The organism is Sphingopyxis sp. KK2, assembly GCF_001990265.1.
In the GTDB taxonomy this organism is placed as follows: domain Bacteria; phylum Pseudomonadota; class Alphaproteobacteria; order Sphingomonadales; family Sphingomonadaceae; genus Sphingopyxis.
Genome location: NZ_LYVN01000181.1, coordinates 1 through 6,680, shown reverse-complemented (window position 1 = coordinate 6,680; position 6,680 = coordinate 1). Strand labels below are relative to the sequence as shown.

General features: G+C 65.8%; 6 protein-coding genes and 1 tRNA gene. 1 reads left to right on the top strand and 6 read right to left on the bottom strand.

Annotated features, from left to right (window positions below):
• Positions 1 to 610: NADP-dependent oxidoreductase (locus B1A78_RS19555; protein ID WP_144037915.1), on the bottom strand; the 610-nt coding region annotated here is incomplete at its 3' end.
• 86 nt (positions 611 to 696) lie between these two features.
• On the opposite strand from B1A78_RS19555, the gene B1A78_RS19550 reads away from it, so the two are divergent.
• Positions 697 to 772: transfer RNA gene (locus B1A78_RS19550), tRNA-Ala, on the top strand.
• Between the two features lie 134 nt (positions 773 to 906).
• On the opposite strand, the gene B1A78_RS19545 is transcribed toward B1A78_RS19550, so the two are convergent.
• From B1A78_RS19545 to B1A78_RS22835, 5 genes are all read right to left on the bottom strand, one after another.
• Positions 907 to 1,953: an aspartyl/asparaginyl beta-hydroxylase domain-containing protein gene (locus B1A78_RS19545; protein WP_077148560.1), complete on the bottom strand. Its 1,047-nt coding sequence runs from the start codon at positions 1,951 to 1,953 to the stop codon at positions 907 to 909.
• Positions 1,954 to 2,008: 55 nt separating this feature from the next.
• The gene (locus tag B1A78_RS19540) at positions 2,009 to 2,923 is read right to left on the bottom strand and encodes a DUF4349 domain-containing protein (RefSeq protein ID WP_179102105.1); all 915 of its coding nucleotides are present in this window, start codon (positions 2,921 to 2,923) and stop codon (positions 2,009 to 2,011) included.
• Positions 2,924 to 3,667: 744 nt separating this feature from the next.
• Positions 3,668 to 5,980 (bottom strand): ATP-dependent helicase, encoded by a 2,313-nt coding sequence (locus B1A78_RS19535; protein WP_256839468.1) that lies wholly within the window; start codon positions 5,978 to 5,980, stop codon positions 3,668 to 3,670.
• Positions 5,981 to 6,043: 63 nt separating this feature from the next.
• Positions 6,044 to 6,244 (bottom strand): hypothetical protein, encoded by a 201-nt coding sequence (locus B1A78_RS19530; protein WP_077148558.1) that lies wholly within the window; start codon positions 6,242 to 6,244, stop codon positions 6,044 to 6,046.
• Positions 6,245 to 6,345: 101 nt separating this feature from the next.
• Complete coding sequence (locus B1A78_RS22835) at positions 6,346 to 6,495, bottom strand: hypothetical protein (RefSeq protein ID WP_218668007.1); 150 nt, start codon at positions 6,493 to 6,495, stop codon at positions 6,346 to 6,348.
• Positions 6,496 to 6,680: the final 185 nt, after the last annotated feature.

Below are 6,680 nucleotides of genomic sequence, written 5' to 3'. Positions count from 1 at the left end.
CGCCGGCCTTGTAATCGACCACCGCGTCGGCGCCGAGTTCGCTGACCCAGGCGCATTTCTCGGCTCCGCCCGCCGAGCCGATAACGGTCATTTCGCGCGCCTTGGCGATCTGGACCACCGCTGAGCCGACCGCACCCGCGGCCGCCGAGACGAAAACCGTGTCGCCGGGCTTCGCGGCCGCGATGCGGAGCAGGCCGATCCAGGCGGTGCCGCCGGTGAGCCCCATATTGTGGAGGAAGGTCTGCGGCGACATGCCGGCTGCGAGCGCCTCGCGCGGCAGCTTGTTCGGCGACATGTCGAGGCCGATGATGCCGCCGTCGCGCCAGCCGCCCATGTGGAGGATCAGGTCGCCGGCCGCGAAGCCGTCCATCGTGCTTTCGAGGACCTCGCCGATAGCGCCGCCGGTCATCGGCTGGTCGATCTGGAAGCTGGCGGCATAGCTTTTCGCGTCGTTCATGCGACCGCGCATATAGGGGTCGACCGACAGCCAGAGGTTCTTCACGCGCAGCTGGTCGGGTTGCAGCGGCGCGTCGGGCAATTCGCGCAGCGCGAAATTCTCCATCGTCGGCAGGCCCGCCGGCCGGCTGGTCAGATACCATGCTCGCGCCATCATATCCCCCTCAATCTATGTCGGTCGCCCAATCATCAGAATATCATTGTCAGTGCGATCCCGTGCGGTTAAGAGCGCCCGGTCGCGGGGCCGTAGCTCAGATGGGAGAGCGCTGCAATCGCACTGCAGAGGTCAGGGGTTCGATTCCCCTCGGCTCCACCAGCGACCCTTTCCCACATTATGCGAACGGCTTAACCGGCGTTGTCGTGAATCCGGTTGATTGCGATGCCTAGCGGCCTGATCTGCGCAGTTCCTTCATAAAAGCGGTAAATGCGGCGGTCGCGATAGACCCGACATCATTCCGAATAGCTGTCGATCGCGGAGAAGATCCGCGTCAGCTGGTCGCGTTCGTCGGCGCCGATGTCGGGGCGCCAGATTTCGAAGAGCATCACGGTGCGGTCGCTGGTGCCGCGATTCCACGCCTCATGCTCGAAACTGTCGTCGAAGATCATCAGTTCGCCTTCGCGCCATTCGCGCGTTTCGGCGCCGACGCGCAGGCCGCAACCGTCGGGGACGACGAGCGGCAGGTGGCAGATCAGGCGCGTGTTGAGCATGCCGTGGTGGGGCTGGATATGCGTGCCGGGCTTGAGCCGCGAAAAGAGCGCGAGCGGCGCCCGCCCGGGGATCACCGGTTGCGGCGCCTGCGCGAGCGCGGCGAGGGCCTGGGGGCAGAGCATCGCTATGCCTTCGGCGATCTCGCCATCTTTCCAAAGCCAGGCCGCGCCCCAGTCGGGCTTGTCGAGCAGCGGATTATTGGGCGGCGGGCGGTCGGCGCTCGCGGTGACATAGGGGCCGAAGCGGTCAGCGGTGTCGGCGATCAGCGCTGCGAGCTCGGCGCGAATCGCGGCGGTCGCGGCCTCGACCGCGGGAACCCAGTCGAAATCGGCGCGGTCGAAGAAGGCGCGCTGCGCAAGGCCGGGGAAATAGAACATGCTCGGTTGCTGGAGGTAGAGCGGCTGTTCGCCCGCGAGCATGCGAAGCGCCTCGGCGACACGCGGGGTGGCGCCGGCGGCATCGATACCCGCGCCGCGCAGCTGGCCGAGCAGATGGTCGGCGAAGGCCTTTTCGGTGGCGGCGAGAAAGGCTTCGGCGCGCTGGAGGCCGGGGTGAAGTGCGGGCGGGACGCTGCGCGCCTGCGCCGCGACGCCGAGCGCGAGGCGGTAGAAGCTCCCCGCCGCGCGGTCGTCGGCGAGCCGGCGCTTGAGTTCGGCCATCGCGAGGATGGCGGCGATGTTGGTGCGATCGGCGCGGATCGCGCCGTCGAGCGCGGCGCTCTCGGCGGCGTCATCGCCGCGGCGATGGGCGTCGCGTGCCTGGTCCAGCCATGTTGCCTGCCCCGTCATGGCCTAGGCCATAATGCGGGATGGCAGCTTTGCAAGCGACGCCCATGCGCATCGGTCAGCCGGCGGGCTTGTCGGACACCGGCTTGGCGCCAAGGCGGCGACGGAGCGCGACGACGGCATTGCTGCGCCAGACATGGACGAGCAGGCCGAGGACGAGCGCCCAGGGGAGCACCGCGGCGCCCAAGGTCAGCACGAAGGACAGGGCGGTGCCGCCGCTGACCATCAATGTCTCGCCCGCGTCGGCAAAGGGATTTTTATGCCCGATGCCCGGCAGGCCGCCCGAGCCGACATAGTTGAAGACCACGGTCGTGGTGGCGATGCGCGCCTCGCCGGTCTTGCGCGTCGTGCGTTCGTCGCCGAGCTGGCCCTTGAGCGCCGAAATCTGTTCGAGGATTTCGGCGCGCTCATTCTTGTCGAGGCCGCCGGCCTTGAGCCGCGCCTCGAGCCGTTCGACCTCGGCGGCAGCGCCCGCGCTGCGGACCTGCGAGGCGTCGATCTGGCTGCCGACATCCTCGCCCGCGACGCTGGCGTCGGCGAGCACGCCCTCAGCCTTTTCGACGCTGGCGATCGCGTCGGCGCCGAAGCGGCGGGCGATGCCGGGATCGAGCTTGAACTGCGTCTGTGCCTCGACGCGCTTCTCGTCATTGAGCTGGTAGCGGACATCGACGATGCGGCAGCGCGCGGTACCGAGCATTTCGCACGCCTCGGCATGCTCCTGCTGGACCCTGGAAATCAGTCCGTCGTCGAGGCTGAAGGAATAGCTGTAGTCGAAAGCAACGCCGGGAGCGGCGGAAATGGAGACGCCCGGCACCTCTTCGTCGGTCGAGCGGGCGGCGGGTGCGTCGCTCGCCGCGGCTTCGGCCGCCGTGTCGGCGGTGGGGGAGGAAGTGGAAGCGGATTCTTCGGCTGACTTTTCCGAACAGCCGATCAGCGCGAGCGCCATCGCGCCCGCTAAGAGCATATTTTTCATGCAGATTCTCCCAAAGAGCGACTCGCTGGCCGCGCGTGATGGAGTATCATAACTAATATAGTTGACAATAGGGTTTGTGATCGGTGCCGTGGCAGCAGGAAGCGGTTGGTTGCGGTCATTACTCCTCCCTGTGGCGAAGCCATGGGGCGGTGGCAGCGCGAAGCGCTGACGGAGGGGCAATATCGCGACGTTGCTAGCCCCTCCACCACTTGCTTCGCGAGCGGTCCCCCTCCCCATCGCTCCGCGACAGGGAGGATTTGGATGTCCGCTAACGACCGATAGCGGACATCGGTTGATGCTGCTAAATGGAACAGCATGGCAAACGATCAACCTGCAATCCCCAAGCGATTTGAGATCGCTCGTCGTTGGCAATGGCCAGCTGCAGTCGCCTCGATACTGTTCATCTTGAGTTGCTTTATAGGCTGGCCATTCAGCCTTTTTTGGCCATCGGCCGTCGGACTAGTCCTCTTCATTCCTGCCGTTGCACTGTTCAGCATCAAATGTCATGCGTGTGGCTACTCGGCATTTGCGGATTATGAGGCCGACGAGCGCTTGGGACTTGATGAACGATTTTGGCCGCGCTTTTGGGGTAAGGAATACGGCGGCGTGCATTTCCCCCTGCGATCTGCTTGCTCAAAATGCTGTGCACATTTCGTTCACGATGGGGACTGATCGCAGCAATTCGATGATGTTCGCTCCCTACACCTAAGCCGCTGTCGAGCGGCCCGGTCGTTATCGAGCTCCTCAGGCCGCCTTCACAAAGCTGTCGAGCACGCGCTTGCTGCCGGCCTGGTCGAATTCGACCTCGAGCTTGTTGCCGTCGATGTCGATGATCTCGCCATAGCCGAACTTCTCGTGGAACACGCGCATGCCGATCGCGAGGTCGGCGCGGGGCTTGGCGCCGACCGAGGCGGCGGGGCCGCGTTCGCTGGGGGCGGGCGCGCGGGTGATCGTGCTCGATTGGGCGACCGCGCGCTGCCACGCCGGGCCGCGCGTCATCGTGCGTGCGGGCTGGCGTTTGGCGACATGCGCGAAGGGATCGCCCTGCGCCGACCAGTTGGCGCGCCACAGGCTCTGGCCGCCGCCGAAGCTGTTTTCGCTGTCGACATGTTCGGGCGGAATTTCGGCGATGAAGCGGCTGGGGATGCTGCTCGTCCACTGACCGTAGATGCGGCGATTGGCGGCGTGATAGATGCTGGCGCGGACGCGCGCGCGGGTGATCGCGACATAGGCGAGGCGGCGTTCCTCCTCGAGGCTGGCGACACCGCCTTCGTCCATCGAGCGCTGCGACGGGAAGACGCCATCTTCCCAGCCGGCGAGGAAGACATGGTCGAATTCGAGTCCCTTGGCGGCGTGGATCGTCATGATCGTCACCGTCTCGGTCGTGTCGTCATTGTCGCGGTCCATGACGAGGCTGACATGTTCGAGGAACGCCTCGAGCGAATCATATTCCTCCATCGCGCGAACGAGTTCGGAGAGGTTTTCGAGGCGGCCCGCGGCTTCGACGCTGCGGTCGGCCTGGAGCATCGCGGTATAGCCCGATTCGTCGAGGATCAGCTGCGTCAACTCGGGATGCGACAGCTCGTTCGCCTTGGCGCGCCAGCCGCGCATCTGCGCGACGAAGCCGGCAAGCTGGCGCCGCGCCTGCGGCGTGAGTTCGTCGGTCTCGGTGATCTGCGACGCGGCCTGGAGCAGCGGGCTGCGCTCGGCGCGCGCGAACTGGTGGATGCGCTGGATCGCCTTGTCGCCGAGCCCGCGTTTCGGGACATTGACGATGCGTTCGAAGGCGAGGTCGTCGGCGGGCGACTGGACGAGGCGCAGATAAGCAAGCGCATCGCGGATTTCGGCGCGTTCGTAGAAACGGAAGCCGCCGACGATGCGGTACGGCATGCCGATCGCGATGAAGCGGTCCTCGAACTCGCGGGTCTGGAACTGCGCGCGGACGAGGATCGCGGCGCGGTCGAGCGATACGCGGCGATGCTGGAGCGTTTCGAGTTCCTCTCCGACGCGGCGCGCTTCCTCCGGCCCGTCCCAGACGCCGACGACGCGGACCTTGTCGCCGGGTTCGAGCTCGGTCCACAGCGTCTTGCCGAGGCGGCCGCTGTTCTGCGCGATCAGCGCCGAGGCGGCGGCAAGGATTTGCGGCGTTGAGCGGTAATTCTGCTCAAGGCGGATCACGGTCGCGCCGGGGAAATCCTTTTCGAAGCGCAGGATGTTCGCGACCTCGGCGCCGCGCCAGCTGTATACCGACTGGTCGTCGTCGCCGACGACGCAGATATTCTTGCGCGCCTGCGATAGCAGGCGGAGCCACAGATACTGGCTGGCATTGGTGTCCTGATACTCGTCGACGAGGATATATTTGAAGCGGTCCTGATATTGTTCGAGCACGTCGCGGTGCGTTTTCAGGATCACCAGCATGTGCAGCAGCAGGTCGCCGAAATCGCAGGCGTTGAGCGTCTTCAGCCGCGCCTGGTAGAGCGCGTAATAATGCTGGCCCTTGCCATCGGCCCAGGCCTCCTTGTCGGCGGCGTCGAGATCGGCGGGGACGAGGCCGCGGTTCTTCCACTTGTCGATAAGACCGGCGAGCTGGCGCGCGGGCCAGCGTTTCTCGTCGAGCCCCTCGGCCTGGATCAGCTGCTTGAGCACGCGCAGTTGGTCGTCGGTGTCGAGGATGGTGAAATTGCTCTGCAGGCCGACGAGTTCGGCGTGACGGCGGAGCATCTTGGCCGCGATGCTGTGGAAGGTGCCGAGCCAGGGCATGCCCTCGACCGCGTCGCCGATCATCCGCCCGATGCGCTCGCGCATCTCGCGCGCCGCCTTGTTGGTGAAGGTGACTGCCAGGATCTCGGACGGCCAGGCGCGCCGCGTCGCGATGATATGCGCGAGGCGCGCGGTCAGCGCCGCGGTCTTGCCGGTGCCCGCGCCCGCGAGCATCAGCACCGGGCCTTCGGTGGTGAGCACCGCCTGTCGCTGCGGCCCGTTGAGGCCATGCAGATAGGGCGGGTCCGAGGGATCGGGGCGGGTCAGGTCGGGCAGGGAGGCTGGGGTATCGTTCACGCGCGAACGATTAGGGAACAGCGCGCGCGCTGTCCAGTGCGCGGCGACGGTCGGAAGCGGCCTTCAGTCGAGGCGGAGGCGGAACTCGCTGACGGTATCGAGGTGACGGAGCCGCGCGGCGATTTCGGTCCATAGCGCGACGTCGGGCTGGTCTTCGCTTTGACGGGACGCATCGATCCGTCCTGCAACATAGGCCTGGGCCTGACTGCCATGGGTGCGTTCGACGTCGAGAGCGCGCGACCAGATATCGTTTTCGGCGTCCACGAGGGACTGCTCCTGCGGCCGTCCGAGTCGAACGGCCTCTGCGGAGCAGTCTACGCCTGTTATGGGACCCTGTCCGATTTATCTTCGCAACAGGGAATTCGTCAGTCGATCATGTCGGCGACGAGGCGCTTCAACTCGCGGCGCGACAAGGTCGGGCCACGACGCGGCGCGGGGGCAGCAATCACCGCCTTGCCTGCCAGCGCGAGTGCGGGAAGCGCGGGGAAAATCGAAATATTATGAAACATCGTCATCATCTTTATCGTTGGATTTGAAGGAGTGAATCCGCGGAATCACCAGCGGGACCGCCGAGGGGCGGGGCTTGCGTTTCGCGGTTTCGGGTTGTGCCCGATGCGTGGGAGCCGATGGCTCGGGCATGCGGACGGAGAGCGGGGACGGATCGGAATGATCCACTTCCCCCGATTGCGTGGATATGGGG

Excerpts from the sequence above, each read along its gene's own strand:
- B1A78_RS19540 (WP_179102105.1), bottom strand. The coding sequence starts at position 2,923 with ATGAAAAATATGCTCTTAGCGGGCGCGATGGCGCTCGCGCTGATCGGC.
- B1A78_RS22835 (WP_218668007.1), bottom strand. The coding sequence starts at position 6,495 with ATGACGATGTTTCATAATATTTCGATTTTCCCCGCGCTTCCCGCACTC.
- B1A78_RS19545 (WP_077148560.1), bottom strand. The coding sequence starts at position 1,953 with ATGACGGGGCAGGCAACATGGCTGGACCAGGCACGCGACGCCCATCGC.